The organism is Nonomuraea sp. NPDC049649 (assembly GCF_040675175.1).
Taxonomy (GTDB): domain Bacteria; phylum Actinomycetota; class Actinomycetes; order Streptosporangiales; family Streptosporangiaceae; genus Nonomuraea.
Map to the genome: position 1 here is coordinate 300114 of NZ_JBFAOH010000004.1, position 26295 is coordinate 326408.

Genomic DNA, 26295 nt, shown 5'->3' on the forward strand with positions numbered 1-26295 from the left:
GAGTTCCGGGGCCCGCCGAGGCCGTACGCTGCTGCCCATGGGGAATCGGGTGATCGACGGCCGCTTCGAGCTCGTGGAGCGGCTCGGCGGCGGGGGCATGGGGCTGGTGTGGCGGGCCTGGGACCAGGTGCTGCACCGGGAGGTCGCGCTCAAGGAGGTGCGGCCGCCCGACCCCGCCCTGGGCGGGCACAGCCCCGCCGAGGCCGCTGAGCTGCGCGCCCGGATGCTGCGCGAGGCGCGCGCCCTGGCCCGGCTCAACCATCCCCATGTCGTCACCGTCCACCACATCGTGGACACCGGTGAGGAGAGCTTCCCGTGGCTGGTCATGGAGCTGGTGAGCGGCGGCTCGCTGCAGGACCGGCTGTCCGACGGGCCGGCGGAAGCCGCCGAGGCGGCCCGGATCGGGCGGGAGGTGCTGTCCGCGTTATGCGCCGCGCACGCCGTCGGCATCCTGCACCGTGACGTCAAACCCGCCAACGTCCTGCTCCAGGCGGACGGGCGCTCCATCCTCACCGACTTCGGCATCGCCGCCTTACGGGAGTCGTCGGGGCTGACGGCGACCGGCGCGTTCATCGGGTCCCCGGAGTACATGGCGCCCGAACGGATCCAAGGCCATGAGGGCGATCCCGCCTCCGACCTGTGGTCGCTCGGCATGCTCCTGTACGTGGCCGTCGAGGGCCGCCATCCGCTGCGCCGGGCCACGCCGCTGGCGACCCTGGCCGCCGTGCTCAACCAGGAGGTCCCGCCGCCGGAACGGGCAGGCGCGCTGGCGCCCGTGCTGTCGGCCCTGCTCAACCGCGACCCCGCCGCCAGGCCCGACCCCGAAACCCTGGACCGCATGCTCGCGGCCGCCACCCAGAACCCCTCGTCCCACGCCGACCTGGCCCAGACCACCCGGGTACGTCCGGCCCCGCACAGCGGCCCCACCCATCCGGGCATCTACGGCAGCCCTCCGCACCCCACCCAGCCCTCACACCGCAAGCCCGCCCACCTCCAGCCGGGCACTCCCACCCACCCCAGCTCGTCGTTCCCGGGCGGTGTGTCCTACTCCGGCTCACCCTCGGGCGGTCCTTCCTATCCCGGCCCGCCGTCCCCCGGTGGCGCTTCGTACTCCGGCACGTCCCCGAGCGGTGTTCCGTACTCCGGCTCGCCGACCCCGGGAGGCCCGGCGTATCCCGGCTCGTCCCCGGGCGGTGTCTCTTATCCCGGCTCGCCCTCTCAGGGTGGTGCTCCGCACTCCGGCCCTCACTCCGGCCCTCACTCCGGCCCGCACTCTGGCCCTCACTCCGGTCGTGCTCCGCACTCCGGCTCGCCATCCCAGGAAGGCCCCGCGTACCCCGGCGTGCCGGGTTCCGCGTACTCGGGCTCGGTGGCGCCGGAGGGCGGGTCTCCTTCGTACGGTGAGACGGCGCCGACCGGCTCGGCCGGGCGGCGCGGCAGGGCGACGGCGGCCATCGTCATCGGCGTGGCGGCGGTGCTGGTGACGGCGGTCGTGATCTGGGTGCAGCAGGGACAACGCGGCGGTGCCGAGACCCCGGCCGTGGAGTGGCAGACCGACATCGAGCCCACCGGAGAGACGACCCCGACCGAGGCCGCCGGCAGGAGCCCGGACAGAAGCTCGGACGAGAAGCCGGGCGAGACCGGGGATCAGGCGCCCGTCGATCTGCTGACCCCGGCGGGCGTCCGCCGGGTGATCGCCGAGCTGCGCCCGGTGATGGGCGGCACCAGGGTCGTCGACCTGGTCGTCTATCCCTCGTACGCGATCGCCGAAGCCCCGGTCAAGGGACGGGAGACGGTGTCCGACCGGTTCACGTTCCTCGGGGGAGTGGCGTCCAAGGACGGCCCCGGCGGCCCGGTCCGCAAGCCCATCGTGGACCTGCGGAAGTACGACTGGGACAAGCTGCCCGCCCTGCTCCGCCAGGCCGAGAGGGAGCTCGGGGTCAAGAACCCCACTACCCGCTACATCATCGTGGACGCCGCCTTCCACAAGACGGGCGCGATCCGGGTCTACGTCGCCAACGACTACCGGGAGGGCGGCTACCTGGCCGCCGACCCGACGGGCAAGGTCCTGTCGAAGTACCCCGCGGGCGAATGAACCGGTCCGATCCGGGCACCTGATCGGCCATGACGGAGCGCGGGTACCTGGTGATCGGCAACGCCGCGGCCGGCGGCGTGGACGACGAGGCGCGGGAGGCGGTGCTGGCCGCCCTCCCGGGCGACGTGGTCTCCTGGGACGGGCCCGGCGACCTCGACCAGGCCCTGGCCGCGCACCCCGAACGGGTCCCGGTGGTGCTGGGCGGCGACGGGACCGTGCACGCCGTGGTGGCGGCGCTGCTGGCCAGGGGAGAGCTGGCCGACCGCCCGATCGGGCTGGTCCCGCTGGGCACCGGCAACGACCTGGCCCGCTCGCTGAACATCCCGCTCGACCCGCGGGAGGCGGCGAAAGCGCTGACCGGCGGCCGGGAGCGGGCGCTGGACCTGCTGGTGGACGACGAGGGCGGCATCGTGGTGAACGCCGTCCACGTCGGCGTCGGCGCGCAGGCCTCCGAGCGGGCGGCCGCGCTCAAGCCGCTGCTGCGCAAGGCCGCGTACGGGGTGGGCGCGCTGGTCGCGGGGGTGCGCGGCAAGGGGTGGCGGCTGCGGGTGCGGGTGGACGGCGAGCCGGTCACCGACGGGCGGCGGCGGGTCCTCATGGTGGGGGTCGGCAACGGCGTCTCGATCGGCGGCGGCACCCCGCTCGCGCCGCGCGCCCGCCCGGACGACGGGCTGGCCGACGTGGTCGTCTCGTACGCGGTCTCGCCCCTGGCCCGGCTGGCCTTCGGGCTCCAGCTGCGGCGCGGCAGGCATCCGGAACGCGCCGACGTGGTCACCGTCAGGGGCAGGGGAATCACGGTCGAGGGCGAACCGGCCCCGGCCAACGCCGACGGCGAACTCTTCCCTCCGGCACCCCGCCGCGCCTGGACGCTCCATCCCGCGGCCTGGCGAATCATCGTCCCCAAGGACGCCTGAGCCCTGGCGGTTTGGCGGATCACCGTCTCCAACGTCGCGTGAACCCTGGCGGTGTGACGTGAGATCGATGGCCCTCCACCCCTGCGGTTTTGCGGATCACCGTCTCCAAGATCGCGTGAACCCTGGCGGTGTGGCGTGAGATCGATCAGAGTGGGTTTGTGAGCGAGTCGACGTTAACGCCGATGTACATGCGCAGGGACGGCTTCGGCCCCGCGCCCGAACTGTCAGCCCTGCGCGAGGAGCGGGTCAGCAGGGTCAGCACCCCGTTCGGGGTGGACGCCTGGATGGTCACCCGCTACGCCGACATCCGTGAGGTGCTGAGCGACGCCGAACGGTTCCCGATCGCCATCCGCGGCCTGGCGCAGCTGCCCGGCGCGCCCGAGATGACCGAGGAGCAGCACGCCCGTCTGCGCGCCGGCAACCTGCTCCAGATGAACCCGCCCGACCACACCCGGGTGCGCCGGCTTCTGGCGCCCGAGTTCACCCTCCGCCGGATGCGCCGCCTGGAGCCGCGCGTCGCCCGCATCGTCGCCGACCACCTGGACGCGATGGAGGCGGCCGGTTCGCCCGCCGATTTCATCCGGTCGTTCGCGCTGCCGATCCCGTCGCTGGTCATCTGTGAGCTGCTGGGTGTCCCGTACGAGGATCGCGAGGGTTTCCAGCGGCGCACGAGCCGCATGATCGACATGCTCACCCCGCCGGAGGAGGCGGTGGCGCTCCAGCTGGAGTCGCGCGCGTACATGGCCGAGCTGGTCGCCCGCGAGCAGGCGGACCCGGGCGATGACCTGATCGGGACGCTGGTGCGCGAGCACGGCGACGAGCTCACCGCCGACGAGCTGGTCGGCGTCGGCGGGCTGCTGCTGCTCGCCGGGCACGAGACCACCTCCAACATGCTGGCGCTGGGCACGCTCGCCCTGCTGCGCCACCCGGAGCAGCTGGAGTTCCTGCGCAAGGAGCCGTCGCGCATCGACGCCGCGATCGAGGAGCTGCTGCGCTGGCTGAGCATCGTGCATTCGGGCACGCTGAAGCTGACCAGCACCGAGGTGGAGATCGCGGGCCAGCGGATCGGGCCGGGTGAGCTGGTGGTGTGCGCGCTCCCGGCGGGCAACCGCGACCCCGAGCTGATCGACGACCCGGACCGCCTGGACTTGTCCCGCGGCGAGCCCGGCCACCTCGCCTTCGGCCACGGCGTCCACCACTGCCTGGGAGCCCCGCTGGCCCGGATGGAGATGCGCATCGCCCTCCCGGCCCTGCTGGAGCGCTTCCCGGGGCTGAGGGAGGCGGAGCCCGCCCCGGGGTTCCGCCCGCAGGCCATCGTGTACGGCCTGACCTCGATGCACGTCGCCTGGTGATTTCTGTACGGGCTGACCGCCAAGAACGTCGCCTGGTAGCGGTCAGGCGGGGTTGACGGGGAAGTTGTGCCGGAAGACGTTGGCCGGGTCGTACGCGGCTTTGACCTGCCGCAGCCTGGCCAGCGTCGCCGGCGGGAACGCCCTGGTCAGCAGCTTCTCGTCGAAGTTCGGCTCGAAGCTGAGGTAGGCGGCCGTCACGCCGAGCCCGTCCCATGCCTGCTCCGCCCGGTCCGCCGCCATCGGGGAGAACACGCCGTTGATGGAGAAGTTCTGGGTGCGGTGGGCGTAGGCGGTGGCGTCGGGGGCGACGTCGTTGACCGCGCCGCCGACCGAGCGGACCTGGAGGAGGCCGAGCAGCCTGCGCTCGAACATGTCGGCCAGCCGCCCGGCGGTGCCGGGGTCGAGGTGGTCCACCAGGGCGGAGTGGCCGCGCAGGCCGCCGGGCTGCCCGGTGTGCCGGTTGTGCTGCGGCGTGACGACCGCCGCGTACGGGGCGAGCTGCGCCTGCTGCTGCACCACCGGCGCGACCTCCAGGAACGGCTCCAGCGCCGCCACCGCCTGGTCGGTGTCGTCGCCGGCCCACACGGCGATCGTCTGGGCCAGCGCCTCGTACCCCTGCCCGCCCCGGAACATGGTGAGGAACGGCGTCAGCTTCCGCGGGCTCGCCTCCACTGCCCTTCCCCAGCGCTCCAGGAACGTGGCCGTGTCGGAGGCGTCGTGCACGAACACCGCGAACACCACGTCGGAGAGTTCGGCCGCCTCGATGTCGAAGGCGGTGACGACGCCCAGGTTGCCGCCCGCGCCGCGCAGCCCCCAGAACAGGTCCGGGTGCTGCCCGGCGTCGGCCCGCACGATCCGGCCGTCGGCCAGCGCCACCTCGGCGCCCACCACGTGGTCGAGCGTCAGCCCGTAGGAGCGGGCCAGGAACCCCTGCCCGCCGGCTGTGGCCAGCCCGCCCACGCCGACGTCGCCGTAGTCGCCGGAGCTGATCGCGAGCCCGTGCGGGGACAGCGCCCGCGCCACGTCGCCCCAGCGCGCCCCGGCGCCGACCCGGACCAGCCGCCGCTCGCGGTCGAGCACCTCCACCTTGTCGAGCGCGCCGACGTCGACGACGATCCCGCCGTCGTTGGTGGAGCGCCCGCTGATTCCGTGCCCGCCGCTCCGCACGGCCAGCGGGACGTCCTGGCTTCGCGCGTACGTGATCGCCTCGGCCACCTGCTGGGCCGTGGCGGGACGGAGGACCAGGCCGGGGGAGCCGGTCCAGATGTAGGAGGAGCGGACGCGCTCGTACTCGCGGTCCCCGGGCTCCACGGCGGTGCCCGCCAGCGCGGCGGGGACGGCGTCGTAGTCGATTCCGGGGCGGCGCAGCGCGAGCGCCCGGGCCGGGCGGGCAGGCCGGGCCGGGCCGCTCGGGACGCCGCGCGCGGCGCGTTCGGCGGCGACGGCCTCGCGCAGCGCCGGGGCCACCTCCCGGGCGAAGCGCTCGATGGCGGCCGGGTCGTCGCCGGCCAGGATGAACGTGCTGACGCCGTCCTCGACGGCCAGGGGCAGCAGCCGTTCCACCGACTCGGCGAAGTCGGCGGTGATGTTGAGCAGGCGGCGGATCTCGCGAGGGTCGCGGCCCGCCCCGGCCGCCGCCTCGTCGATGATCTTGTTGCCCGCGGTGATGTCCTCCGGCGTGGCGTAGCCGAGGCTGGGCAGCCAGCCGTCCGCTTTGGCGCCGACCAGCCGGAGCATCCTGGGCTTGTACGCGCCGAGCCAGATGGGCACGTCGTGGGCCGGCGCGGGACCCCGCTTGGCGCCCTTGACCGGGTAGTAGGCGCCGTCGACCTCTAACGGGCGGCTCTCGCCGGCGTCCCACACGCCGCGGATCACGTCGATGGCCTCGCTGAGCGCGTCCACCGCCTGGCCGGGGCCCAGTCTCCGGCCGCCCATCGCCTCGATCGCGTCCCAGAACCCGCCCGCGCCCAGGCCCAGTTCGACCCGCCCGCCGGACAGCAGGTCGAGGCTCGCCACGGATCTGGCCAGCACGGCGGGCGGGCGCAGCGGCAGGTTGAGCACGTCGCCCGACAGGTGGATGCGCTCGGTGCGCGCCGCCACCCAGCTCAGCAGCGTCCAGGTGTCCAGGAAAGCCGGCTGGTACGGGTGGTCCTGGAACGTCACCAGGTCCAGCCCCGCCTCCTCGCTCAGCAGCGCCAGCCCGACGGCCTGCTCGGGGCGGCTGCTCTGCGGGGTGATGAACGAGCCGAAGCGCAGCTCATGACCGTAGTCGGGCATCGCGTCCTCCATTTGGTAGATGTATCAACCTTAATCCACATGGATGACATGTCAACCTTCCTCGCTTAGGCTGAGGGGCATGACAGCCACGACCGCTTCCGGCCTGGCCGCGTGGCGCGCCTACAACACCGTCCACACCCAGCTCGCCGCGCACCTGTCCCGCGAGCTGACCCGGGCCACCGGGCTGTCCGAGGCCGACTACCAGATCCTCGACGCGCTGCTCGACGCCCCCGGCGGGCGGATGCGGGCGCTGGAGCTGCGCTACGTGCTGCAGTGGGAGAAGAGCCGGCTGTCCCACCAGGTGGGCCGGATGGCCAAGCGCGGCCTCCTTACGCGGGAGTCGTGCGTGGAGGACGCCCGGGGCTGGGACCTCGTGCTGACTCCCGAGGGACGCACGGCAGCGGCCCGGGCCCGGCAGGTCCGCGAGGAGTCCGTCAGCCGCATCGTCCTCGACACCCTCGGCCCCGGCCGTCTCGCCCACCTGGCCGAGACGGCCGCGCTCCTCGCGGCCCGCCTGGAACGGGCCGCGGACGAGGACCCGGCCTGCCGTGCCGCCAGGGACGAGCTCTTCCCACCGTCACGCGGCTGAGCGGAGCAGCAGCAGCGCGGTGTCGTCGAGACGGTGCTCGACGATGGCCATCGGTTCGATGAGGGCGTCGGCGAGCTCCTCCAGCGGGTGCTCCGCGTGGCGGGTCAGGCGCAGGATGAGGTCGGCGATGGAGTCGTCCAGCAGCGTGCCCGGCACCTCGACCATCCCGTCCGTATACAGGACGAGCGTGGCGCCCGGCGGCAGCGCGACGTGGATGGACTTGTACTCGGTCTCCGGTTCGATGCCGAGCAGCAGCCCTGGCTCGGGCTCGATGAGCTGCACCGCGCCGCCGGGGTGGTGCAGCAGCGCCGGCAGGTGACCGGCGTTGGCCACCTCCAGCAGTTGCCTGCCCACGTCGACAGTGAAGTAGAGGCAGCTGGTGAACCGGTTCGGCGACAGGTCGACGAGCAGCCGGTTGGTCTGCGCCAGCACCTCCCCGGGGTCGGCTCCCGCGGCCGTGTAGGCGTGGATGGCGGTGCGCACCTGCCCCATCAGCGCCGCCGCCGTCGGGTCGTGGCCCTGCACGTCGCCGATGACGGCGGCGGCGTACCCCTCGTCCAGCTGCATCAGGTCGTAGAAGTCGCCGCCGATGTCCATGCCGTGGGTGGCGGGCAGGTAGCGGGCGGCCGTCTCCAGCCCCTCGACGTGCGGCAGCCTGCTCGGAAGCAGGCGGGCCTGGAGGCTCTGCGCGAGCTTGGCCTTGATGTCGTAGAGCCTGGCCCGGTCCAGCGCCTGCGCGACCAGCCCGGCCAGCGAGGTGAGGGTGGCGCGCTCCTCGGCGGTGAAGTGGTGCGGCCGGTCGTAACCGATCACCAGCGTGCCCAGCGTCCGCCTCGGCATGGTCAGCGGCAGCGCCGCGTACGCCGACAGCGGGTCGTCCACGGCTAGGGGATAGACCGTGCGCAGCTCCCGCCGGGAGGCGAAGAACGCGGGCTCCTTGGCGTCGGCCGGAGCCCCCTCCGGGGCCGAGGAGGTGGTCGACCACTTGTTGAACCTCTCGATGCGCTCCTGGCTGGCGCCCTGGCTGCCGATCAGGACCAGCCGGCCGCTCTCGGCCGACACGATGGCCAGAACCTGCGCGTTGAGCACCGGCAGCGTGTGATCGGCCACCAGGTCGACGACCTCCTGCACGGTGGCCGCCTGGGTGAGCGTGGTGGCCAGCCGCAGCATGCCGTAGAGCGCGGACGCCTCCATCCTCCTGCCGCTCGCCAGCACCGGGTCCGGTATGAGATGGTCCGGGTCCCGCGCCATCGTGCTGGGCGTGACGCGGACGCTGATGCCCTGCGGCGCCGGATAGAGCTGGAAGGCCAGCCACTGCCCGCTGGGACGCCGGGCGGTGAAGGAGGTGGTCTGCTGGCTGATCACCGCCGCCCGGTAGCGGTCCTCGTACTCGGGGGTGTTGAGCCACGGCAGCGCCTCCCAGGGGCGCTCGCCGATCAGCTGGGACGGTGACTCGCCGAGCAGTTCGGCGGCCGGTGCGGTGAGGAACGTGATCCGGCCGTCCAGGTCCAGCGCCAGATAGCCCTCGGGCAGCCCGTTGAGGCAGTCCAGGGCGGCCAGCCCGGCGTCGGGGTCGATGAACCGCCTGCGGTAGGGAGAGAGCATGCGCGGCCGGCCGCCCGGCTTCACCGGCACCCCCGACAGGTGTGCCTCGTGCAGCGCCGTCCCCATCTGCTCGCACGTCCACTCGATCGTGTGACGCCGCTCCTCGGCCAGCTCCGCCTGGTCCGACGGCCAGGCCAGCAGCACCGCACCCCAGTCGGCGTCGCCGGCGCGGATCGGCGCGGTCGCCACCGCGAACCGGTAGGGCAGTGCCAGCGCCGCGCCGGGGAAGGTACGGGCCAGCTCCTCCTGGTCGGCCATCCAGACCAGCCGCCGCTCGCGCAGCGCGACCGCCACCGGGGTCGGCTCGGTGACGCGCATCCTGGACCACGCCTTGGCGATCGCGGTCGGGATGCCCTGCCAGGCGTCCATCAGCAGGACCCGCTTGTCCTCGTCGAGCAGGTAGAGCGAGCCGAGATGCGCGCCGGTCTCGCTCATGGCCAATACCAACAGGTCATGGAGGTACCGCGCGTCCCTGCGGGGACTTGTCGCGGATACGCCCTCTCGCCGCATACCGCCGGCCCTCCCCCTGTATCGGCCGCCGTCACCTCCGGAAACGGCCCTTCCGAAATCCCCCTTATAGGGAGGATGCGCCATTTGGCCATGGCCAAACCTAAAATCCCCGGGAACGACAACCGGTGTCATCCCCGCCCGACCAGCGGCCGTCTGCAGGAGTCACGTCCCCGGGGGCGGCCGTCTGTCCGGGTATGGAGAGAGGAATCGAATCCTCCAAGAATGACAACCGATGTCGTCGCCGCCCGATCAGCCGCCGTCTCTCCGGGTATGGGGGAGGAGTCGCAGGGCATCGGGGGAGGCGTGAGGCTAACGAGACGGTCGAGGCGAAGGCCGACCTATCTGTTGTGGTCGACGTTCGCGGCCATGCTGCTGCTGGTGCCCGCCGCGGTGATCGGGCTCGGCCTCCTGGTCGGGGAGGTCAACCGGCTGGTGCCGCTGCTCATCTTCCTGCCCGGGATCATCGCCGGCCTCGGCAGCGTCGCCCAGACGACCGCCGCGTCCGTCTGGACGGTCGCCGTGATCGGCGCGGTGCTGTCGTTGGAAGGCGAAGGCGTAGGGGTGGACCTGGGCGCGATGGCGTTCGCGGCCATGTTCGGCGTGTGGAGCGTGCTCGGCTGCCGCTACCGGATCGAACGCGAGGAGGAGGTCAGCCGCCTGCGCTCGGCCGGGGCGGCGCTGCAGCGCCAGATCGTCCGCCCGCTGCCGCTCCGCACCCCCGACGTGGTGGTGGACGGGGCCTACGAGCCGGTCGAGGAGGACGCCACGGTGGGCGGTGACATGTACGAGGTCGCCGACACCGATCACGGCACCCGGGTGATGATCGCGGACGTGCAGGGCAAGGGCCTGCACGCCATCGGGGCGGCCATCGCGCTGCTCGGCGCGTTCCGCGAGGCGGCCTACCGGGAGAAAAGCCTCATCCAGGTGGTGCAGGCACTGGAGACCGCCGTGATCAGGCACAACGAGGTCGCCCGGCGTACGGGGGAGCCCGAGCGGTTCGTCACCGCCTTGGTCCTGCATATCGACGCCAGCCCGGACGTGGAGGCGGTCAACTGCGGCCACATCCCCCCGTACCTCATAGCGCACTCCCGGGTCTGGCAGCCCGACCTCGGCGACCCGGAACTCCCGCTCGGCCTGGGCCGGCTGGGCAGCAGGGCCTCCGAGCCGGTGCGCTTCACCTTCCCGCAGAAGGCCAGGATGCTGCTCTGCACGGACGGCGTCACCGAGGCGCGCGACGCCGGCGGCGCCTTCTACCCCTTGGAGGCCCGGCTGCGGAGCTGGGCCCGGCGCCCGCCGCCTGGCCTGGCCGACGCCCTGCTGGCCGACCTGCACCGGTTCACCGGGGCGGCCTTCTCCGACGACCTGGCCGTTCTCACGCTGCGCAGGACCACTTCGGGGCGGAGCTGATCAGGGGGAGACCGCTGCGCAGGACCAGCTCGGGGCGGAGCTGATCAGGGGGAGATCGCCGCGTAGAACCAGCTCGGGGCGGAGCTGATCAGGGAAGACCGCCGGGCTGCTCCAGGTCGCGGTGGCGGAACATGTCGAGCAGCGCCTGGACCGGGATGCCCGCCTCGGTGTGGTGGCGCAGCTCCGCGCTCGGGTTGATCTGGTAGTGGTTGCGGCGCCCCATCCGGGTGCGCTGCAGATAGCCCGCCTCCTCCAGATCGGAGACGATCCCCTGGGCCGCCCTCTCGGTGATGCCGATCGACGCGGCGATGTCGCGCAGGCGCATCTCGGGGTCGGCGGCCACGGCCATCAGCACCCGCGCGTGGTTGGTCAGGAACGTCCAGCCTGCTCGCCGGTCGACGACATCGCTCATTCCCTCGCCACCCTCCCTTGGGGCTTGATTTCCTTACCGGAACATTTTATACAGAAAACTTCTTCCTGTATTCTGTTGGCAGGGAGAGGGTTGGTCCGCACTAGACCAAGGGGAGGAGGGGTCGTGTCCGCGCATCGCGCCGAGGCGACGGAGCACCGCACCCTCGATCCCGCCGCCACAGGCTCGCTCGCGGGAGTGACCATGGTGATGGGGGAGACCGGCCACGCCCGCGAGGCGGCGGCCGAACACCTGCTGTACGTCGACGACCAACTCCGCGTCACCTGCACGGTGATGCCGGGCCCCTCGCTGGTACGCCTGGAGGGCGAGGTCGACCTGACCAACCGCGACGAGGCGATGGCGGCGCTGAGACGCGCGCTGCTCATCGACGCCGACCTGATCGTGGACTGCGGCGGGATCGGCTTCATCGACCTCGCCGGGCTGCGCGCGCTGCTCGGCTTCGCCGAAGGCTGCGGCGCCGTCGTCCGCGACATCCCCCACCAGATGCGCCGCCTGATGGACGTATCCGGGCTGCCCCAGCCCGGATAGCCGCCGGCGCCCGCCCCCTGGGGGAACGGGCGCCGAAGAGAGTTTCCGCGCCGGGCCGAGCGCCGGGTCCGCGTCCCTTGGGGGGCGAGCGCCCAGGGAGAGTTTCGTGCCGGGCCGAGCGCTAGCTCTGCGCCTCTGCGGGGCCGTGCTGGTGGGCGGCCTGGGTGCGGGCCGCTGCCCGGGTTCCGGCCGTGCCGATCGTGCCGGTGTCGAAGGCGTACGTGGCCGCCAGGGTGGCGATCGCGTCCGCGTTCACGTCCAGCGCGTGGTCACTGATGTTCTTGATGGTGTCGCAGGCCTGGTGGTAGCACGGGTCGAGCGGGATGCCCGCGGTGCCGCCGAAGATCGCGGCCTCCTCCTCGGTCTTGAGCTGCTCGGCGCCGGTGAACAGGCCGCCCGAGGGGATGCCGACCGCGATGAACGGCCCGTAGTCCGACCGGCCGGTGAACGCCGTCGCCTGGAACGGCTGGCCGCGGTCGGCGAAGAACTTCTCGAAGTCCGCCTCGATCTGGTCGGATCCGGGCGGCCCTGCGGTGCCGAAGGCGTCGCCGTCGCCGTCGTAGATGCCGAAGGTGTAGTTCGGCGAGGCGATCATGTCGAAGTTCAGGTACAGGGCGATCTTGGCCCGCTCCTGCTCGGAGAGGTTCGCCACGTAGTGCTCGGAGCCGAGCAGGCCGAACTCCTCGGCGCCCCAGAAGGCGAAGCGCAGCTTGTTCTTCGGCTTCAGCTTGGCCATCTGCAGCGCCACTTCGAGCACGCCGGCGCTGCCCGACCCGTTGTCGTTGATGCCCGGTCCCTCCTGGACGCTGTCCAGGTGCGCGCCGAGCATGACGACCTTGTTCGGGTCGCCGTGCCGGCTCTCCGCGATCACGTTGTACGTGGTCCGGGTCTCGGAGATCGGGTCCCAGTTCATGGTGACGGACGTGCCCGGGGCGGCGAGTTCCTGGCCGACCGCGAAGCTGGTGAAGAACGACGGGATCGTGATGCCCGGCCCGCCGAGCACCGGGTTCAGGTCGACCTCGGTCCGGCCCTCCTGGCCCTCGTTGAACACGATCGCGCCGCTCGCGCCCGCGGCGACCGCGTTCTCCACCTTGTCCCGGAAGTTGCAGGTGCCGCGCTGCATGAGCGCGATGCGGCCCGGGGTGAAGCCCTCGAAGTCGCTCGGCTCACAGCCTGAGGTGGAGCTGTTGGGCTCGCCCGGCGGCAGGGTCAGGTCCACCGGCTGGATCTCGCCGCTCAGGGCGCCCGCGGGGGAGTCGCCCATGGCCACGTAGTCGCTGAAGAATCCGTACTGGTAGGTCTCCTGCTCCGGCGCGGTCCGCTTGAGCACCGGCGGCGTCCGGTAGCCCTCGAAGGGGAACTCGAACGGCTGGATCTTCACCTTGTAACCGGCCAGGCCGAGCCGGAGGGCCACGTAGTCGCGGGAGGCGTCGTAGCCCCGGGTGCCCGACACGCGGGTGCCGCCGTGCAGCTTCGCGATCGCCTGGAACACCTTGAGGTGGTTCTTGACCTTCTTCCCCGAGACGGCTTTGACGATCTTGCGAACGTGGTCGTGCTTGGGATGTGCGCTGACCGGGGCGGCGGCGACCGTGGAGAGCGCCACTGCGGCGGCGACCGCGCCGACCAAGCATGTACGCAGGCGGGAACGCATGATTGCTCCTCGGAACAATGGGGGGTGACCCGGGTCGGAAGCGCGCGTTCCCCGAATTTATTGAAAAATCGTGGGATGGGGGAGATGGCGGAAAGCATCTGTTGAGTCACGGAGTCAGAACGGGTCAGAGGTATTACCGACTCCTCCATGAGAGGCCCCCACTAAGGTGATCTCCATGGCTCCGAAGATCGCGACCGCCCAGCGCGTGGAACTCCCCGAACTCCTCGACTTCCTCCGCCCCCGCCACCGCGGGCTGCTGTCCACGGCCCGCGCCGACGGGCGGCCCCAGCTGTCCCCCGTCACCTGCGGCGTCGACGGCGACGGCCGGATCGTGATCTCCACCTACCCGGAGCGCGCCAAGACCCGCAACGCCCGCCGCGACGACCGGCTGTCCATCTGCGTGCTCTCCGACGACTGGGACGGCCCGTACGTGCAGGTCGACGGGCGGGCCGAGGTGCTCGACATGCCCGAGGCGCTCGACGGCCTGGTCGAGTACTTCCGCTGCATCGCCGGCGAGCACCCCGACTGGGACGAGTACCGCGCGGCCATGCAGCGCCAGGGCAAGTCGCTCATCCGCCTCCACATCGAGCGCTGGGGCCCGATCGCCACCGGCGGCTTCCCACCCCACCTGGTTTCCTGACCTCCCCGCACACCTGATGACGCCCCGGCGCCGAGACCGGCGCCAGGGCGGAGGCCGGTGAGGGGAGCGTCTGACCTGCCCGTTCACCCTTGTGATGACCTGGCGCGGAGGCGGAGACTGGAGACGTGACGGAGGGGGAACGTCATGATCGAAGTCAAGAGTCTCGACAAGCCGGACGAGCGCCGCGACTTCCCGATGGGGCACATGGAAGTCCTGAAGCTGAGCGGGCTCAGCTTCGGCGTGGCCACGTTCGAGCCGGGATGGCGCTGGTCCGAGTCGGTCAAGGAGATCGCCGGCACCGAGTCCTGCCAGGTCCACCACACCGGGCTCGTGGTGCAGGGCAGGCTCGCCATCCGGATGGACGACGGCACGGAGACCGAGGTCGACCCCGGCGAGGTCTTCGTCTGCCCGCCCGGGCACGACGCCTGGGTGGTCGGTGACGAGCAGGTGATCCTGTACGACTTCGCGGGCGGTGCCGCCGACTACGCCAAGGCGAAGGGGGCCTGAGGACAGATCGCGCGGGGCTCTCACAGAGGCCCCGCGTCTTCATGCGTCGCGGGTGCCGGTGGTCTGGGGTGCGCATGGCCGGCGCCGCGTCGTATCCTTCGCCGTCGCATTCTCGGCGTTGGCGCATGGACAGGGCGAGCCCTCGCGCCCTTACGATCGGAAAAGTCGAGCTTCTCCGGAGTGGCCGTGGTGCGCTGGTTCTTCGCGCTGGTCTTCGCCTTGGCGGTCCCGTTCTGGGTCGCCGGCGCGTTCACCGGCCGTCTGCCCGGCGCGCCGATGGATCTGCCCCTGGCCGCGCTGATGTTCCCCGCGCCCCTGGTGGCGGCCCTGGTGCTGGTGCGGCGGCGCGAGGGGCCCGGCGCGCCCGGGCGGCTGCTGCGGGCCTCGCTCGTGCCGGGGCGGGCGTCGTGGCTGGCCGTCGCTGTTCTGGTGGCCGTCGCGGTCGAACTGGGCGGGTACGGGCTCGCCGCGGTTCTGGGCTGGCCGGTGACCGGAGAGCGGGAACCTCTGTCGTCCGCGCCCGTGCTCCTCGTGGTCTTCCTGATCAGCGGATTCTGCGAGGAGGCGGGCTGGACGACGTACGCCACCGGGCCGCTCCGGGACCGGTTAGGGCGGGCCGGCGCGGGTCTCGTGCTCGGCATTGTCTGGGCGGTCTGGCATCTGGTGCCGCTCGCGCAGGCCGGACGGGCGCCGCTCTGGATCGCCTGGTGGTTCCTCGGCACCGTGGCCGCCCGGCTGATCATGGTCTGGGTCTGGGACCGCTCGGGTGAGGTGACGATGACGGCGGTCGTCTTCCACGCCCTGCTGAACGTGGGGCCGTCGCTGCTGCCCGGCTACGCCGCCCACGACTCCCTGGTCGCCGCCACCGCCCTGACCGGCGCGACGGTGGCGGCGGTGCTGTTCGCGCTGCCCCGCCGGGTCGCCGCGCCGCGGTGAGGGGCTGCTCAGGCGGCGTCGCGGTGCCAGTGGTCGGGGGTGCGCATGGTCAGGTCGGCGCCGCGCGGGGCGTGGTAGGGGTCCGGGGTGTGCAGGCCGGAGGTCTGGATCGCGCGGCTGATGTCGGTCGGCGTGAGCAGGCCGATCAGGTGGCCGTCCTGGTCGAGTACTACGGCGCGGCCGTCGGCGCAGCCCGCCATCCGGGGCAGCAGGTCCATCAGCGGCTCCTCCGGCCGGGCGGTGGGCACGTCGTCCGGTGGGCAGGCGATGTCCGACAGCCGGGTGGTGGCCCGTGCCTGGGGGGCGACCTGCCGGATGCGGTTGAGCGTCACCAGCCCGGCGAACCCGCCGCGCTCGTCCACCAGCGGGTACGTCGACAGGCGGCGGCTGAGCACCACCTCCTCGATCAGTTGGGCCACGGTCTCGCCGGGGCGTGACACCACCGGGCCGGCGGACATGACGTCGCCCACTCGTACTCCGCGCAGCGCCGCGCCGACCTGGGCCTGCTGCTCCTCGGCGCTGGCGGCGTTGACCAGGAACAGCCCGATGAGCGCCAGCCAGATCCCGCCGAAGCCCAGCCCGACGGCGACCTGGAGGAAACCCAGCGCGATCAGCACGTACCCGAAGACCCGCCCGGCGCGGGCGGCGGCGACGGCGGCCCGCCCCCGGTCGCCCCAGCGCCACCACAGCGCGGCCCGCAGCACCCGGCCGCCGTCCAGCGGCGCGGCCGGGATCAGGTTGAAGATGGCCAGCAGCACGTTCACGGCGGCCAGATAGACGAACATGCCCCCGACGAGCGACGGTCCGGCGACGGCCTGGATCAGCAGCGCGACCACCCCGAAGACCAGGCCCGCCACGAGGCTCGTCACCGGCCCCACCACCGCGATCTTCAGGTCGGCGCCCGGCGTGCGCGGCTCGCCGCGCAGCTCCGCCAGCCCGCCGAGCAGCCAGAGGGTGATCCGGTTCACCCCGATGCCGTGCCGCAGGGCCATCAGCGCGTGCGCCACCTCGTGCGCCAGCAGCGAGACCATGAACAGCACGGCCGCCACCACCCCGGCCGCCAGGTAGGCGCCGGTGGACAGGCCGGGGAAGGTCAGCGGGAACCGGCCGAAGGCCAGCCCGAACACCAGGATCGCGATGATGACCAGCACGCTGATGTTCATGCCGATCTGAATGCCGCGGATCCGGCCGAGTGGGATCGTCGAGCGCATCTTCCCTCCAGAGATCAGCCGTCGGCCTGCCAATACCCGGAATCGGCCCATACGTCACTGCCGGGTCTGTTTCGCGGCCGGTGCCCCGGGCAGTCCGCAACGGATGACGAGACGTTTCACCCTGGGTGACCAGACCCTCGCCCTGCTCTCCCGCGGTTACGCCTGGCTGCCCGGCCTGCGCCGGCGGGCCCGCGGGGACGCGGCGGCCCGCGTGCTGGGCCGCCGCGCCACCGGACTCGGCGGGCCGGAGGCGGTGCGGTTCTTCTACGACGAACGCCATGTGCTCCGGGACGGCGCCGTCCCCGAGCTGGTCCAGGGCACCCTGTTCGGCAAGGGCGGGGTGCAGACGCTCGACGGCCCCGCGCACCGGGCACGCAAGGCGCTGTTCCTGACCGTACTGACGGACCCGGACGCGATCGCCCGGCTGGTCCGGCACGTGGGCGACGCGTGGGACGAGACGGCGGCGGCCTGGCCGGGACGCTCGCCCGTGGTGCTCTTCGACGAGGCCGCCGAGATCATCGCGAGGGGCGCCTGCCGCTGGGCGGGCGTGCCGGTGGCGGAGGCGGGCGTCAAGGCGGTGGCCGCCGACCTGGTGGCCATGGTCGACGGCTTCGCCACGCTCGGGCCGCGCCACTGGCGGGCCAGGCGCGCCCGGGGCCGCCGCGAGCGCTGGCTCACCCGGCTCTTCGAGGACGCCCGCGCCGGCGCGGTCACCCTGCCCGCCGGTTCGCCCGCCGACCTGACCGAACGCCACCGCGACCTGGACGGACGGCCGCTGCCGCCGCACGTCGCCGCGGTCGAGCTGCTCAACTTCATCCGCCCCACGGTCGCCGTCGCCTGGTTCGCCGCCTTCGCCGGGCACGCGATGCACCGCTGGCCGCACACCAGGCAGGAGCTCCGGAACGGCGATCCCGCGTACGCCGAGGCGTTCGCCCAGGAAGTCAGGCGTTTCTACCCGTTCGCCCCATTCGTCGGCGGCCGGGCCGCCGCTGACCTGACCTGGCGGGGGCTCCGCATCCCGGAAGGCTCCCTCGTCCTGCTCGATCTGTACGGGCAGAACCACGACGCCGCGCTGTGGCGGGAACCGTACGCCTTCGAACCCGGCCGGTTCCTCGGTGCCACCGTGCCCCGCGACCACCTGGTGCCGCAGGGCGGCGGCGACCCGGCCACCGGCCACCGCTGCCCCGGCGAGGCGGCCACCGTCGCCCTGCTGAAGGACCTGTCGGCAAGGCTGGCCGCCCTGGAGTACACGCTGCCGCCGCAGGACCTGACGATCTCGCTGCGGCGTCTCCCCGCCCGGCCGCGCAGCGGCGTCGTCATCGGCGGCGTGCGCGTCCCGGCTCGGCCCAGGTCCGCCGCGGCGGGCGCGTGAGTGCCATGCCGGAATGGCGGCCGGGGAACTCCTCGGAAGTATGCGCAGCTCAGTCGGTATATGGTCACGCGACTGCGGCGGGAAAGGTCAGTAAAGATCCACAGAAAGCGTTCCGAACGTGCAAGAGAATGGATAAGGTCCGATGGCGGTGGGAAATATGTGGATTTCGGACGCCGTGAACCGGAGCACCACCGCATAGTCCGGATCCGGCGCTTCCCTCCAGGTCAGAGCCTTTCGACGGCGACGTAGGACGGGAGATGCCGAGCTTCATGACGGCCCGTGGTGACACTCCGCAGTCTCCGTTATCCCCGTTACGCCCCGATTCCGCGGAACCAGGGGAGGCCGCCCCCTCCCGATGGGCCGCGCACGTGTGGTGGATCGCCCTCGCCGCCGGAACCCTCGGCTTCGCGTTCGTCTGGCTGGTCACCCCGCACGGCCGGGAGATCGGCGCCGCCTGGGAACTCGGCGCCAAGCTGGTCGCCTTCGCCTTCCTGTGCTGCGCGATCGCGTTCTTCCCCTGGGTGTCGCAGCGCCTGCACTGGCTGCTGTGCGTCCCGTTCGTCTTCTTCACCGCGTACGTGATCCCGCGGGTCAGCTACTTCTACTACGGGGACGTCGAGCGCGCCCAGGGCGACAGCTTCTACACCCACCTGTACCTGCTGCTCTACCCCGGGATCGTGCTCACCGTCGCCGCCGCCTACCGCATCGGCGGCGGGAGCCCGGGACGCTGCCTGAAGATCGCGATGAGCGGCATCGTCATCGTGTTCTCCGGTCTTCTCGACGTCATGTGGCAGGTCGTCAACCCCGTGGACATCCCCGACCTCATCGACGCGCCGCACATCAACGTGATCACCGGCGGGCCGATCCCGTTCGGCGGGGCCATCCTGTTCACGCTGGCCCACGTGCCGATCGTCGTCGGGATCAACCTGCTCCCGCTGGACCGCTGGATCTCTCGCCTGCTGGGAGGCGGCGCGCGCCCTCACTGACGCGACCGGACCCACCACGAGGAGGCGAAGCTGGACACCCACGAACTGCCGTCGACCGTCGACATCTCGGTGGCGGCACCCGCCTACAACGAGGAGGCGAACATCGCGGCGGCGGTGACCGAATGGCGGGAGTACCTGGCCGGTCACCCCGCGATCGGCGCCTGGGAGATCGTCGTCTGCAACGACGGGAGCGACGACGCGACCGGCGCCATCCTCGCCGGCCTGCGCGAGGACTGCCCCGAACTGGTCGTCGTCGACTTCCCCGAGAACCGCGGCGCCGGCGCCGCCATCGCCGCCGCCATCGCGCACACCCGGATGGACTGGGTCGTCCTGCTCGACTCCGACGGGCAGTTCCCCATCGCGAACCTGGACGCCTTCCTCGACCGGGTACGGGCCGGCGAGGCCGACGCCTTCTCGGGCGCCCGCGTCAAGAAGGCCGATGGCCTGGCCTACCGGTGGGGTTCGGCCGCCAGCGGCGCGGTCAGCAACCTCACGCACGGCACCCGGTACCGCGACTTCAACTCGATCTTCAAGGTGGTACGCGGCCCGCTGCTGCGCGCCCTCTGCCTGGAGTCCGGCGGCATGAACTGTTCCACCGAGATCACCGCCAGGATCGCCGAGCTCGGCCGTCCCTGGGTGGAGATCCCCATCGAGCACCGGGAACGCGGCGGCGGCGCCCGCGGGTGGCGGTTCTGGCGCGGCGCCCGGGACCGCGCCCTGTTCGTGGGCTATCTCGGCTACCGCCGATGGCTGTTACGCCGGGGCGTGCTCCGCATCCCGGAGCCGCCGCCGATGCTCAGGGAGCGGGCCCGATGAGCGGCCGGCTCGCGGTCGCCCTCTTCAGCGGCGGGCGCGGCGGGGCGAGCATCGCACGCGGCCTGCTTCACACGCCCGGCGTCGACCTCACCCTGGTGATCAACGGCTACGACAACGGCCGGTCCACCGGCGCCCTCCGCCGCTACCTGCCCGGGATGCTCGGCCCCTCGGACTTCCGCAAGAACCTCCTGGTCCACCTCGACGGCCGCGATCCCCGCCAGGCCGCGCTCCGCTCGGTCCTGGAGCACCGGCTCCCGGCCGGGACCACCCGCGCGGACCTCGCCGACCTGGCCGGGCTGATCGCCGACCCGCCGGCCCGGCCGCGTGACGGGGCCGCGCGGGAGTTCGCCGCCCTGCCGCCGCCGGCGCGTGAGGCGATCACCCGGGACCTGGCCGCGGTCCGGGCCAGGTTCGACAGCCACCCCGGCGGCCTCGACCTGACCGACTGCGCGCTGGGCAACCTCGTCCTCGCCGGTGCGTACCTGCGGCTGGGCGAGGACTTCAACGCGGCCGTACGCGCGTGCGCCCGGACGTTCGAGACCCCGATCGCCCTGCTGAACGTCACCAACGGCGAGAACGCCTACCTGGCCGCGCTCAAGCAGGACGGCCGCCTCCTCGCCGACGAGGCCGACATCGTCGCCCCGCAGGACGCCGCCGCGATCACCGACCTGTTCCTGCTCCGCGAGCCGGTCAGCGCGGCCTGTCAGGCCGAGCTGGAGGGGCGGCCCGCCGAGGAGGTGCGGCGGATCCTGGAGTGCCACCGGGCCGAGACCTCACTCAACCCGGCCGTCCGGGACGCGATCAGGGACGCCGACCTCCTCCTGTACGGGCCGGGCACCCCGCACTCGTCGCTGCTCCCCAGCTACCTGACCCCCGGGATCGCGGACGCCATCGCCGAGAGCCGCGCCGCGGCCAAGGTGTTCGTCGTCAACACCCGGGACGACCACGACGTCCAGGGGCTGAGCGCCCCCGAGCTGGTCGGCCGTACCCTGCACTACCTCGGCGACCCCGGCAACGACCGCGGCACCGTCACGCACGTCCTCAGCCACTGTGCACCCAACGCGCCGGCGGTGCCCCCCTATCTCTCGGGCGGCGGCGTCTGGGCCGGGGCCCGGTGGGTCACCGCCGACCTGGAGGACGCCGAGCGGCCGGGCGCGCACTGCGGCGCGCGCACCGTCCGCGCGCTGACCTCGATCGCCGGTGCGGCCGCGCCGGCGAGGGCATGATGCGGGCCGCCACCCTCGTCGCCGGGCGGCGCGTCTGGCTCTGCGACCTGGACGGCACGCTCGTCGACTCCGCCCCGGCGCACGCCGCGGCCTTCCGCGCCGCCCTCGCGGAGTACGCGCCGTCCCTGCTCGGCTCCTTTCGGTACGAGTCGTACGCGGGGGCGACGACCCGCGAGGTGGTGACCGCCCTGGGCGCCGGGCCCGAGGTGGCCGACCTGCTGGTGCGGCGGAAGCAGCGGCTCTACCGGGAGTACGTGGCCGCGGGCGAGGTGGCGCTGTTCCCCGGCGCCCGCCGGCTGCTCGACCGCCTGACCACCGGCGGCCGCGTGGCCTATTTGGTGACCAGCGGCAGCAGGGGGTCGGTCGAGCGGGTCCTGAAGGGCTGCTCGCTGGACGGCTACTTCAGCGGGGTGCTCACCGGAGACGACGTGGCCGCGGGCAAACCGGACCCGGCGTTCTACCGGCACGCCTGCGAGCGCTGGTCCGTCGCCCCGGACGACGCCGTGGCCGTGGAGGACTCCGAGCACGGGGTCGCCTCCGCCGTCGGCGCCGGGCTGGTGACGCTGCAGGTCAACGCGGCGACCCCGGCCGCCGGCGCGACCTGGGTGCGGGACCTGGACGAGATCGTGGCCTTCCTCGACATGGGAGTGAGCGGAAGTGAGTGACCAGCGCGTCTGCGCGGTGATCCCGGCGGCAGGCAGCGGGACCAGGCTCGGCCTCGGCATCCCGAAGATCCTGGTGGAGGTCGCCGACGGCGTCACCGTGTGGCATCTGCTGCACCGGCGGCTGAGCCCCTGGGTGGAGCACGTCCACGTGGTCGTCTCCCCGGCGGGGGAGCTCCCGTTCCGCCGGCTCGCCGCCGCCGAGATCGAGCGCGGCGCCGTCTCGGTGAGCGTCCAGGAACGGCCCAAGGGCATGGGCGACGCCATCTTCGGCGCCGCCGCGCACTGGGAGGGCTACGACCGGATCCTCGTCGTCTGGGGCGACCAGGTGAACCTGTCCTCCGAGACCGTCCGGCAGGTGGTGCACGCCCGCTCCGCCGGGCTCACCCTCCCGCTGGTGCCGATGCCCGACCCGTACGTGGAGTACGAGCTGGACGGGCCGGTCCTGACCGGGGTGCGGATGTCCCGCGAAGGCGACCTGTGCCGGCCCGGCGGGCTCAGCGACGTCGGCGTCTTCTGCCTCGGCACCGACGCGCTGCCGGAGGCGTGGGAAGGCTACCTGGCGGGCGCCGAACCGGGGGCGGCCACCGGCGAGGTCAACTTCCTGCCGTTCCTGCCGTACCTGTCCCGGGTGCGCGGCCGGCCGGTGACCGTGGTGCCGGTCAGCGACCCCGACGAGGCGCGCGGCATCAACACCCCGGATGACCTCGACTTCGCCCGGCGGGCGTTCCAGCGGTGCCCGGACTGACCCGGCCGCGCCGCTGCTACGTCGTCTGCACCGAGGTCCCGCCGAACGTGGTCGGCGGCCTGGGACGGTACGCCGAGCGGCTGCTGGCCGCCCTGCGCGACACCGGCGTCCCCGTCGAGGTGTTCGGCGCCGTCGGACGCCGCCTCCCGCCCCGGACCCACCGGACCGGCTCCGTCACCCTCCACCTCCTCCCCACCCCAGGCCAGCCTTCCCCCGAGACACCCCAGAAGGCACCCCGGCGGGACTCCGCCGGTCCTCGTGTGCCCGTGGACGGTGAGGTGGGAGACGCGGCTGGTGTCTCGCCCAGGGCCGGTGATCCGGGGCGCGGAGGGATCGGGGCGTTGGTCAGGGTCGGCGGGTTGATCTGGTTCAACGTGCGGGTCGCGGCCCGGATCCTGCGGAGTGGGAGGCGGGCCGGGGCGGTGGTGGCGGTGCACGACTGGATGGGGGCCGTCGCCGGGATCCTGTGCCGGGTGCTCGGACGTACGCCGGTGGTGTTCCACGTGCACACCTGCGAGCACAACACCGCCCCCGGCGCCCGCCGCACCTTCGTGAACGCCGGGATCACCGCGCTGGAGAACGCGCAGGCCAGGCTGGCCGACCTGATCGTGGTGCCCAGCGCGGGCATGCGCGACGAGCTGGTGGCGCGCGGCTGGCCGAAGGACCGGCTGCGGGTCGTGCCGCACGGTTACGAGGATCCGGAGCTGATCCGCCTGGCCGAGCTTCCTGGAGCCCGCCGCGACCGGCTCCGTGCCGAGGTCAGGGAGCGTTACCTGCCGGGCGGCGCGGGGCGGCTGGTCGTGTTCGCCGGCCGTCTGTCACCGCACAAGGGCGTGCACACGCTGATCCGGGCGGCGGCGCTGCTGCGCGGGCGGGACGACCTGCGGGTCGTGCTCATCGGCAGCGGCGACGACGCCCGGGTGGCCGGGCTGATCGAGCGGGAGGGCGTGGCCGGGCAGGTGGTCGCCGGCTACCGGTTCCTGGACCCGCCCGAGGTGTTCGCGCACTTCCTGGCCGCCGACGTGTGCGTCTTCCCGTCCGTGTACGAGCCGTTCGGGCTGGTCGCGGTGGAGGCGATGGCGCTGGGCCGGCCGGTCGTGGTCGGGCCGGGCTACTCCCCGGAGGTGGTGGGGGAGGGCGCGGTCCGCTGCCGGACCGGCTCGCCGGAGGAACTGGCCGCGGCCCTGTCGCGCTGCCTGGACGACCCGGAGCACGCCGCCGGGCTCGCCCGGCGCGGCGCGGAGCACGTCCGCGCGCGCTACTCGTGGGCGCGGACGGCTGAGGCGACGCTCGCGGCGTACGCGGAGGTGGCGCGGTGACGTCCGCCCCGGTCCGCGACCGGGTGTCGCGGCTGCTCGGCGGCCGGGGCTGGGCCGTCTGGCCCACGCTGATGAGCATCGCCGCCAGCGGCACGGCGGCGGCGACCACGCTCGGCATCGCCTGGGGGATCGGCGCCGCGGCGTTCGGCCGGTTCACCCTGGTGCTGACCATCGCGCTGATCGTCACCGTCGGCATGCTGCTGAACCTCCACTACGTCATGTACCAGGAGCTGCCGAGGGCCGAGCCGCAGGACAGGCCCGCCCTGGTGACGACGGCCCTGTTCACCACGCTGGCGCTGGGCGGCGGCCTGGTCGCCGCCGGCCTGCTGGCCTCCCCGGCGCTCACCCCGCTGCTCGGGATCGACGTCCGCACGCTCTGCTTCGCGCTGGCGCTCGCCCTGTCGATGACGGCGAACCAGCTGACCGAGAGCTTCCTGCGCGGCCTGAAGAAGTTCGCGTTCGTGGCGGCACTCAAGCTCGCCGTCGCCGCCGTCTATCTCGCCGCCGCGGCCTGCTGCCTGCTGGTGGCCGGGGTCCGGGACGCCGAGGTCTACCTGCTCGCGCTGATCGTCACCAACGTCGTCTTCGCCCTGGTGGCGGTGGCCGGTTTCGAGGTCGTACCGCGCTCCTGGTCGGCGTCGCTGGCGCGCTCCCTGCTCCGGCACGGCGCGTATATGAGCGCCGTCGCCGGCTTCACCTCCGTGCTGTTCGGGGCGGACATGATCTTCCTCAACCACTGGGCGCCGGGGAGCGACGTCGGCGTGTACTCCGTCTACAACGGCTTCCCCAAACGGCTGCTCGGCGTGGTGTTCACCGAGGGGATCGGCCTGGTGCTGCTGCCGGTGCTGGCGACGGCCGACAAGGTGGCCGCGCTGCGGCGGATCGGCCGCCTCGCCCCCGCGATCGCGCTGGCCACCGCGGCCTTCTCCTTCGCCGCGAGCGCGCTGTTCTTCCTGGTGCTGCGCGCGGAGTATCCGTACGAGCCCGGCCTGATGGCGCTGTCGGCCGTGGGGATCGGCCTGCACACGGTGTTCAACCTGTATCTCTTCGCCCTGTCGATGGACGGGGTCCGGGGCGCGAAGGTGCTCATCGCCTGCCTCGCCGCGGGGTCGCCCGCCGCGCTCGCCTGCCAGGCCGCGTTCATCTCCTGGCAGGGCCTGACGGGCGGGCTGGTGGCGTTCGCCCTGACCAATCTCATCCTGGTGGCCGTCGTGGCCGCCGTCGCCGCGCGGGTGTACCGGGCGCGTACTTCGGAGGTCGAACGGTGAGGGTCGCCTACGTCATCAACCAGTTCCCGCCCAACATCACCGCGGGGCTCGGCCGCTACGTCGAGGAGATCACGCCGCACCTGGCCGGCGGCCTCCGGCTGGCCGTGTTCACGCTCAACGACGGGCACCTGCCGGTGCACGAGCGGCGCGACGGCGTCACCGTGCACCGGCCGCTGGGGCGTGTGCTCGGCGCGATCAGCCGCCGCCGAAGGCTCAACCGCACCCGCCGGACCGAGTTCCTGCTGCTCGCGCTGAACGTCGTGGTGAGCAACTGGCGGTACTTCCTGCGGCTGCGGCGCCTGCCCCGACAGGAGCGGCCCGACCTGGTCGCCGTGCACGACTCGACGAACTTCCTGGCCGCCCTGCTCTGCCACTACGTGCTGCGGCTGCCGGTCGTCTTCCACGTGCACACCACCGAGTACGGGGTCGCGCCGCAGCGCAGCTTCACCGACCCGGCCGGCGTCTTCGCCGCGGTGGAGCGGTGGCTGGGGCGGATCGCCCGGCGGGTCGTCGTCGCCACCCCGGAGGTCCGCGACCAGCTCGCCGCCGCCGGCTGGGACCGGGACACGATCGACGTGGTCTGCCTGGGCGGCACGTTCGAAAGGCGGCTCGCCGGCGTCGACCGGGCCGCGCTCCGCTCCGGCGCCGCCGCGCTGCGCGCCCGGCTCGGCATCGCGGACGGCGACCCGGTCCTGCTCTTCGTCGGCCGCATCGAACGGCAGAAGGGCGTCTACGAGCTGCTGGAGGCGATGGAGAAGATCGCCGTGGCGGTCCCCCGGCTCCGGCTGGTGATCGTCGGCGAGGGTGACGAGGCCGGGGTCGCCCGGATCGTCGCCGAGGCCGGGCTCGACGGGCGGGTGCTCACCTCCGGCGGGTTCGTCGACGGCCCGGCGCTGCTGGAGTACTACGAACTGGCCGACCTCTGCGTCTTCCCCTCGCTCTTCGAGCCGTTCGGCCTGGTCGCGACCGAGGCGATGGCCCTGGCCAAGCCGACCATCCTGGGCGACGGCTTCTCCCGGATCTTCCTCGGGGACCCGGCGGAGCCCGCCGTGCGCTACACGCGCACCGACCCCGGCGCCATCGCCGACGCCGTGATCGGCCTGATGAACGATCCGGCGGCCCGCCGCGCCCTCGCGAGCAACGGGGAACGGTTCGTACGGGAGCGGCTGAGCTGGGCCAGAGCGGCGGAGGAGACGATCGCGGTCTACCAGGAGGTGCTGCGCGCCCGCTGACGGCGCGCAGCCCG

Annotated in this window: 23 protein-coding genes; 18 read left to right on the top strand and 5 right to left on the bottom strand. The window is 72.9% G+C overall.

Going from position 1 to position 26295, the window contains the following annotated elements; translation table 11 throughout:
* Nucleotides 1-37 precede the first annotated feature (37 nt).
* From AB0J42_RS08585 to AB0J42_RS08595, 3 genes are all read left to right on the top strand, one after another.
* Nucleotides 38-2095, top strand: a complete 2058-nt coding sequence (locus tag AB0J42_RS08585) for a protein kinase (protein ID WP_364290389.1) — start codon at nucleotides 38-40, stop codon at nucleotides 2093-2095.
* Nucleotides 2096-2124: 29 nt separating this feature from the next.
* Entirely contained in the window at nucleotides 2125-3009 is an 885-nt protein-coding gene (locus tag AB0J42_RS08590; RefSeq protein WP_364290391.1) for a diacylglycerol kinase family protein, read from the top strand.
* A gap of 182 nt (nucleotides 3010-3191) precedes the next feature.
* Nucleotides 3192-4361: a cytochrome P450 gene (locus AB0J42_RS08595; protein WP_364290393.1), complete on the top strand. Its 1170-nt coding sequence runs from the start codon at nucleotides 3192-3194 to the stop codon at nucleotides 4359-4361.
* 42 nt (nucleotides 4362-4403) lie between these two features.
* On the opposite strand, the gene AB0J42_RS08600 is transcribed toward AB0J42_RS08595, so the two are convergent.
* Nucleotides 4404-6638: an LLM class flavin-dependent oxidoreductase gene (locus AB0J42_RS08600; RefSeq protein ID WP_364290395.1), complete on the bottom strand. Its 2235-nt coding sequence runs from the start codon at nucleotides 6636-6638 to the stop codon at nucleotides 4404-4406.
* 79 nt (nucleotides 6639-6717) lie between these two features.
* Between AB0J42_RS08600 and AB0J42_RS08605 the strand changes: the two genes are divergently transcribed.
* The gene (locus tag AB0J42_RS08605) at nucleotides 6718-7227 is read left to right on the top strand and encodes a MarR family winged helix-turn-helix transcriptional regulator (RefSeq protein WP_364290397.1); all 510 of its coding nucleotides are present in this window, start codon (nucleotides 6718-6720) and stop codon (nucleotides 7225-7227) included.
* Here the strand turns inward: AB0J42_RS08605 and AB0J42_RS08610 are convergent.
* Nucleotides 7216-9267, bottom strand: a complete 2052-nt coding sequence (locus AB0J42_RS08610) for a SpoIIE family protein phosphatase (protein WP_364290399.1) — start codon at nucleotides 9265-9267, stop codon at nucleotides 7216-7218. The two genes, AB0J42_RS08605 and AB0J42_RS08610, sit on opposite strands and share 12 nt — an antisense overlap.
* A gap of 441 nt (nucleotides 9268-9708) precedes the next feature.
* On the opposite strand from AB0J42_RS08610, the gene AB0J42_RS08615 reads away from it, so the two are divergent.
* A complete protein-coding gene (locus tag AB0J42_RS08615; protein ID WP_364290401.1) occupies nucleotides 9709-10749 on the top strand; it encodes a PP2C family protein-serine/threonine phosphatase in 1041 nt (346 codons plus the stop codon).
* Nucleotides 10750-10837: 88 nt separating this feature from the next.
* On the opposite strand, the gene AB0J42_RS08620 is transcribed toward AB0J42_RS08615, so the two are convergent.
* Nucleotides 10838-11161, bottom strand: coding sequence for a helix-turn-helix domain-containing protein (locus tag AB0J42_RS08620; protein WP_364290403.1), 324 nt, complete (start codon nucleotides 11159-11161; stop codon nucleotides 10838-10840).
* A 123-nt stretch (nucleotides 11162-11284) separates the two neighbouring features.
* On the opposite strand from AB0J42_RS08620, the gene AB0J42_RS08625 reads away from it, so the two are divergent.
* Complete coding sequence (locus tag AB0J42_RS08625; RefSeq protein WP_364290405.1) at nucleotides 11285-11707, top strand: STAS domain-containing protein; 423 nt, start codon at nucleotides 11285-11287, stop codon at nucleotides 11705-11707.
* Between the two features lie 121 nt (nucleotides 11708-11828).
* On the opposite strand, the gene AB0J42_RS08630 is transcribed toward AB0J42_RS08625, so the two are convergent.
* Complete coding sequence (locus AB0J42_RS08630) at nucleotides 11829-13358, bottom strand: M28 family metallopeptidase (RefSeq protein WP_364290407.1); 1530 nt, start codon at nucleotides 13356-13358, stop codon at nucleotides 11829-11831.
* Nucleotides 13359-13533: 175 nt separating this feature from the next.
* On the opposite strand from AB0J42_RS08630, the gene AB0J42_RS08635 reads away from it, so the two are divergent.
* From AB0J42_RS08635 to AB0J42_RS08645, 3 genes are all read left to right on the top strand, one after another.
* A complete protein-coding gene (locus tag AB0J42_RS08635; RefSeq protein WP_364290409.1) occupies nucleotides 13534-13998 on the top strand; it encodes a PPOX class F420-dependent oxidoreductase in 465 nt (154 codons plus the stop codon).
* Nucleotides 13999-14142: 144 nt separating this feature from the next.
* On the top strand, nucleotides 14143-14505 hold the full coding sequence (locus tag AB0J42_RS08640; RefSeq protein WP_364290411.1) for a cupin domain-containing protein: 363 nt from the start codon (nucleotides 14143-14145) through the stop codon (nucleotides 14503-14505).
* Between the two features lie 180 nt (nucleotides 14506-14685).
* On the top strand, nucleotides 14686-15441 hold the full coding sequence (locus AB0J42_RS08645) for a CPBP family intramembrane glutamic endopeptidase (protein ID WP_364290413.1): 756 nt from the start codon (nucleotides 14686-14688) through the stop codon (nucleotides 15439-15441).
* An 8-nt stretch (nucleotides 15442-15449) separates the two neighbouring features.
* Here AB0J42_RS08645 and AB0J42_RS08650 read toward each other — a convergent pair whose 3' ends face one another.
* Nucleotides 15450-16652: a site-2 protease family protein gene (locus AB0J42_RS08650; protein ID WP_364290415.1), complete on the bottom strand. Its 1203-nt coding sequence runs from the start codon at nucleotides 16650-16652 to the stop codon at nucleotides 15450-15452.
* A 103-nt stretch (nucleotides 16653-16755) separates the two neighbouring features.
* Between AB0J42_RS08650 and AB0J42_RS08655 the strand changes: the two genes are divergently transcribed.
* The 9 genes from AB0J42_RS08655 to AB0J42_RS08695 all read left to right on the top strand — a co-directional run bounded on the left by AB0J42_RS08655 (nucleotide 16756) and on the right by AB0J42_RS08695 (nucleotide 26281).
* A complete protein-coding gene (locus AB0J42_RS08655) occupies nucleotides 16756-18024 on the top strand; it encodes a cytochrome P450 (protein WP_364290417.1) in 1269 nt (422 codons plus the stop codon).
* A gap of 368 nt (nucleotides 18025-18392) precedes the next feature.
* Nucleotides 18393-19010, top strand: coding sequence for a hypothetical protein (locus AB0J42_RS08660; protein WP_364290419.1), 618 nt, complete (start codon nucleotides 18393-18395; stop codon nucleotides 19008-19010).
* Between the two features lie 69 nt (nucleotides 19011-19079).
* The gene (locus tag AB0J42_RS08665; RefSeq protein ID WP_364290421.1) at nucleotides 19080-19826 is read left to right on the top strand and encodes a glycosyltransferase family 2 protein; all 747 of its coding nucleotides are present in this window, start codon (nucleotides 19080-19082) and stop codon (nucleotides 19824-19826) included.
* Nucleotides 19823-21052 (top strand): 2-phospho-L-lactate transferase CofD family protein, encoded by a 1230-nt coding sequence (locus AB0J42_RS08670; protein ID WP_364290422.1) that lies wholly within the window; start codon nucleotides 19823-19825, stop codon nucleotides 21050-21052. Before AB0J42_RS08665 ends, AB0J42_RS08670 begins: the two co-directional genes overlap by 4 nt.
* The gene (locus AB0J42_RS08675) at nucleotides 21049-21717 is read left to right on the top strand and encodes an HAD family phosphatase (protein WP_364290424.1); all 669 of its coding nucleotides are present in this window, start codon (nucleotides 21049-21051) and stop codon (nucleotides 21715-21717) included. Before AB0J42_RS08670 ends, AB0J42_RS08675 begins: the two co-directional genes overlap by 4 nt.
* Nucleotides 21710-22462 carry an NTP transferase domain-containing protein gene (locus tag AB0J42_RS08680; RefSeq protein ID WP_364290426.1) on the top strand — a complete coding sequence of 251 codons (753 nt, stop codon included), beginning with the start codon at nucleotides 21710-21712 and terminating at the stop codon, nucleotides 22460-22462. Before AB0J42_RS08675 ends, AB0J42_RS08680 begins: the two co-directional genes overlap by 8 nt.
* Entirely contained in the window at nucleotides 22450-23781 is a 1332-nt protein-coding gene (locus AB0J42_RS08685; protein ID WP_364290428.1) for a glycosyltransferase family 4 protein, read from the top strand. Before AB0J42_RS08680 ends, AB0J42_RS08685 begins: the two co-directional genes overlap by 13 nt.
* Nucleotides 23778-25049, top strand: coding sequence for a hypothetical protein (locus AB0J42_RS08690; RefSeq protein ID WP_364290430.1), 1272 nt, complete (start codon nucleotides 23778-23780; stop codon nucleotides 25047-25049). Before AB0J42_RS08685 ends, AB0J42_RS08690 begins: the two co-directional genes overlap by 4 nt.
* Nucleotides 25046-26281: a glycosyltransferase family 4 protein gene (locus AB0J42_RS08695; protein ID WP_364290432.1), complete on the top strand. Its 1236-nt coding sequence runs from the start codon at nucleotides 25046-25048 to the stop codon at nucleotides 26279-26281. The genes AB0J42_RS08690 and AB0J42_RS08695 overlap by 4 nt, the downstream gene beginning before the upstream one ends.
* The last annotated feature ends 14 nt before the right edge of the window (nucleotides 26282-26295 follow it).

Excerpts from the sequence above, each read along its gene's own strand:
- AB0J42_RS08650 (WP_364290415.1), bottom strand. The coding sequence starts at position 16,652 with ATGCGCTCGACGATCCCACTCGGCCGGATCCGCGGCATTCAGATCGGC.
- AB0J42_RS08635 (WP_364290409.1), top strand. The coding sequence starts at position 13,534 with ATGGCTCCGAAGATCGCGACCGCCCAGCGCGTGGAACTCCCCGAACTC.
- AB0J42_RS08605 (WP_364290397.1), top strand. The coding sequence starts at position 6,718 with ATGACAGCCACGACCGCTTCCGGCCTGGCCGCGTGGCGCGCCTACAAC.
- AB0J42_RS08615 (WP_364290401.1), top strand. The coding sequence starts at position 9,709 with ATGCTGCTGCTGGTGCCCGCCGCGGTGATCGGGCTCGGCCTCCTGGTC.
- AB0J42_RS08675 (WP_364290424.1), top strand. The coding sequence starts at position 21,049 with ATGATGCGGGCCGCCACCCTCGTCGCCGGGCGGCGCGTCTGGCTCTGC.
- AB0J42_RS08640 (WP_364290411.1), top strand. The coding sequence starts at position 14,143 with ATGATCGAAGTCAAGAGTCTCGACAAGCCGGACGAGCGCCGCGACTTC.
- AB0J42_RS08610 (WP_364290399.1), bottom strand. The coding sequence starts at position 9,267 with ATGAGCGAGACCGGCGCGCATCTCGGCTCGCTCTACCTGCTCGACGAG.
- AB0J42_RS08590 (WP_364290391.1), top strand. The coding sequence starts at position 2,125 with ATGACGGAGCGCGGGTACCTGGTGATCGGCAACGCCGCGGCCGGCGGC.
- AB0J42_RS08585 (WP_364290389.1), top strand. The coding sequence starts at position 38 with ATGGGGAATCGGGTGATCGACGGCCGCTTCGAGCTCGTGGAGCGGCTC.
- AB0J42_RS08670 (WP_364290422.1), top strand. The coding sequence starts at position 19,823 with ATGAGCGGCCGGCTCGCGGTCGCCCTCTTCAGCGGCGGGCGCGGCGGG.
- AB0J42_RS08600 (WP_364290395.1), bottom strand. The coding sequence starts at position 6,638 with ATGCCCGACTACGGTCATGAGCTGCGCTTCGGCTCGTTCATCACCCCG.
- AB0J42_RS08630 (WP_364290407.1), bottom strand. The coding sequence starts at position 13,358 with ATGCGTTCCCGCCTGCGTACATGCTTGGTCGGCGCGGTCGCCGCCGCA.
- AB0J42_RS08620 (WP_364290403.1), bottom strand. The coding sequence starts at position 11,161 with ATGAGCGATGTCGTCGACCGGCGAGCAGGCTGGACGTTCCTGACCAAC.
- AB0J42_RS08655 (WP_364290417.1), top strand. The coding sequence starts at position 16,756 with ATGACGAGACGTTTCACCCTGGGTGACCAGACCCTCGCCCTGCTCTCC.
- AB0J42_RS08595 (WP_364290393.1), top strand. The coding sequence starts at position 3,192 with ATGTACATGCGCAGGGACGGCTTCGGCCCCGCGCCCGAACTGTCAGCC.